This window comes from uncultured Campylobacter sp., assembly GCF_937997595.1.
Taxonomy (GTDB): Bacteria; Campylobacterota; Campylobacteria; order Campylobacterales; family Campylobacteraceae; genus Campylobacter_B.
The window spans coordinates 1-3068 of the sequence record NZ_CALKTS010000168.1 but is presented as its reverse complement, the minus strand read 5'-3'; the positions used below and the strand labels follow the sequence as shown (position 1 = coordinate 3068).

The 3068-nt window shown below is 41.7% G+C and carries 3 protein-coding genes and 1 pseudogene; all 4 read right to left on the bottom strand.

Annotation, left to right across the window (positions count from 1 at the left end; genetic code table 11):
* Positions 1-274: pseudogene (locus Q0614_RS06060) on the bottom strand (hypothetical protein); the annotation flags it as partial.
* Between the two features lie 37 nt (positions 275-311).
* Complete coding sequence (locus tag Q0614_RS06055; protein WP_297951103.1) at positions 312-566, bottom strand: Txe/YoeB family addiction module toxin; 255 nt, start codon at positions 564-566, stop codon at positions 312-314.
* 4 nt (positions 567-570) lie between these two features.
* Positions 571-834 (bottom strand): type II toxin-antitoxin system RelB/DinJ family antitoxin, encoded by a 264-nt coding sequence (locus tag Q0614_RS06050; RefSeq protein ID WP_295152683.1) that lies wholly within the window; start codon positions 832-834, stop codon positions 571-573.
* Positions 835-958: 124 nt separating this feature from the next.
* Complete coding sequence (locus tag Q0614_RS06045; protein ID WP_298787264.1) at positions 959-2272, bottom strand: sodium-dependent transporter; 1314 nt, start codon at positions 2270-2272, stop codon at positions 959-961.
* Positions 2273-3068 lie beyond the last annotated feature (796 nt).

The following is a 3068-nucleotide window of genomic DNA, read 5'->3' as shown; positions in this document are numbered from 1 at the left end:
GCGGTATAAAGTCGGTCCGATCTTCTATTTTTACGTTTAGCGCCTTGAAATATTGTAGCAGCTCATAATACTCTTTTGTAGATACGGCATTTACTAAAAAGTAATTTCTATTGTTAAATTTAACGACGAAATTTCTTTTTAGCAGCCAAAGGCAAAATTTCGAAATTTGCTGTCTTAAATCCAGACTGAATTTCAAAATTTTAAGCCATAAAATAAGATAAAATTTTAAAATTCCACGCCTTTTTTTGGTGTGAAAGTTTTTATTTTGGGACAAATACTACCGCTTTGATATTGATGCTTTTGTGCGTATTTTACTTATCTCCATAGTGAGTTTTACACTGAGCTATTTCTATGGCGCCATTAGATATTCTAAATACGAGCCGATTTTTTCCATCTATTCTAACACTATAAAGCCCCGATAAATTGCCCTTTAGCGCTTCGGGTTTGCCTATACAATCGTAGCCGTTACGCTCTATATCTAGGATTAACTTATTTATGCGCTTTAGGATATTTTTATCATTTTCCTGCCAATACAGATAATCCTTCCAAGCTTCTTGCGACCAGATTTTTTCATTGGTCCGCTTCTAACAAATCGTGCTCAATCCCGCTATTTTCCTTTAATTCGTCAAAAGAGCGCTTAAGATGAGATAAATTTTCGTGGCTGTAAAAGGGATCTGCCGTCAGCTCGAAAGGAATTTTGCGTTCTTGCAATACTTTTTTAGCAAATATTGTAAAAGCAGTAGTTAAATTTAGCCCCATTTCAGAGCATACTTCCTCCAACCCTTTTTTAAGCTCGGCATCCATTCTAAAATTTACGTTTATAGATCGCGTCATATTGTCTCCTTTTTGACTGCATTATACATTATTTATATGGATAATGCAATGATTTATAAATATGCTTTGCTAAAATTCCATTACGAGAGAACACTATTAATTCTAAATCTAGCAAGATTTTAATTCAAAACGAAATATGCATACTAAGCGCGATTATGCATAAAAGTAGCGCCAGCGGGACATAGACAAAGCGCCCAATATCATACCAGAGCTTGTCGCGAGCCATATCTGCGCCTAGATTGATCTCATCTAAAATTTCATTCCGCTTAATCACCCAAAACCACGATATCGCGCCGATTACTGCTCCGATCGGAATGATATAAATCGATACGAAATCCATCCACGGACCCCATGAGCTTATCGCTTCCATACCAAGGCCCGCGCCCAGGCAGATCGCGCACAATAACGCAAGCGTGAAGGCGCGGCTTAGCCTTGGAAACTTATGCATTAGCGATTCGGCGACTACCTCGAACATATTTTGAAGCGATGAAATTCCACCAAAAATCACGGCAGTAAATAAAATCACCGCAAAAATTCTACCACCTGCCATATCTTGTAAAATTTTAGGCAGAGTTACAAAAAGTAGCTTAGGCCCCGCCGCCGGATCCATTCCGTAAGCAAATACTGCAGGGATCATCACTAGCGCAGCTACCATCGCGGCTAGCGTGTCAAATAACGCGGTATTTTTCGCCGCAGATACAATGTCTTCGTCCTTGGATAGATACGCGCCATAGACGATCATACCTGAGCCCGTAATCGATAGCGAGAAAAACGCCTGTCCCATCGCAGAAATCCAAACCATCGGATCTGCTAGCTTAGTAAAATCGGCGCCAAAAAGAAAGGCATATCCGCCCGCAGCACCTTGCAACGTCGCGACCCTAATTGCCAAAATTGCAAATAGCACGAAAAATAGCGGCATCATAATTTTATTCGTTTTTTCGATGCTTTTGGCGCCGAAAAACAGCGTCAGCAACGTCCCTGCAACGATTATGCAGTGATAAGGCACCACGGAGTAGGGCGTCAGGGCAAAAGAGTTGAACCACATATCGGTATTTTCGCTCATTAGCGAGCCGTCTATGGCTTGAACTAGCGCTTTTAGAACGTAGGCGATGATGACGGCATAGCCCACTGCGATACACATCGAACCGGCAAGTGGCAACCAGCCGATAACCTTACCGATAGCGCCAAGTCCGCGGCTTTTCCACGCGTATTCGTATGAGCCTAGCGTGCCTGTTTTGGCGCGGCGACCGATCGCGTATTCGGCGCTTAGGCCTACGTATGAAAACAGCGCTACGAAAAAAACGTAGATTATCAAGAATGCGCCGCCGCCGTTCGTGCCGAGTTTGTAAGGGAAGCCCCAGACATTTGCCATACCTACAGCAGAGCCCACGCAAGCGATGATAAAGGCCCAACGCGATGAGAATTTGTGTTTTGTCATAAAGCCATCCGTGTGAAAAATTTTCGTTATGGTAGCAAAAAGGAATTTAAGATTTATTTATGCGGAATTTTAAGGCGTGCCAACTTGATTACTGAGGAATTTTTAGAATTTAAAATTGCGAAGTTTTAAAGTAAGATTGGTGAAATTTTACGATTAAAATCGATAGAGTTAATTCTGCGATACTACGCGGCAAAATTTTATCTTTAATAATTTTAGAATTTTACGTTTAGACTTTGGCTTTAAAATCCGCTTAGCCCAGGCTTGTAGCAGGGCTTGATATTTAAGTTAGCCGAGAAATTTAGATCAATTGAAATTTTAAAATTCCGCGAAATTTTGAAATTTTTAAAATCTACGATCTCGCAAAATTTGAAAACAGGCTTATCAAGAAATTTTATCTGGCGCCGCTCTGGCAGAATTTTCGCGGTAGAATTTCGCCTTTCGTTTGCAGCGCGCTTATAAATAGCACTTTTATGACGCTCTGAAGGGCGGTGGGAATTCCTCTACCCGCTATTAGGGCATCTATACGGGAGCGGCAAATAAATTTTTGCCCTATATGGGGATTGAGAGCGTCGCAAGTGGCAGAGCGATTGAAATTTCCGGCACGCAGCATTGCAGGGCGGAATGTTATTAGCCTACACTTTGACTTAGTTATTTTTCTCCGCTTCTTCGTTTTCTTGCGGTTGCGCGACTGCTTTTTTGATCGCTTTTACGAGCGAAACTCTTGTGCCATCCATTCGCAGCACTTCGTAATCGCAGTTTTCATCGCTTATTTTATCGCCGATTTCAGGTAGGCTGC

What these genes read in the sequence shown, in the direction of transcription:
- Q0614_RS06050 (WP_295152683.1), bottom strand. Translation starts at nt 834, where the DNA reads ATGACGCGATCTATAAACGTAAATTTTAGAATGGATGCCGAGCTTAAA.
- Q0614_RS06045 (WP_298787264.1), bottom strand. Translation starts at nt 2,272, where the DNA reads ATGACAAAACACAAATTCTCATCGCGTTGGGCCTTTATCATCGCTTGC.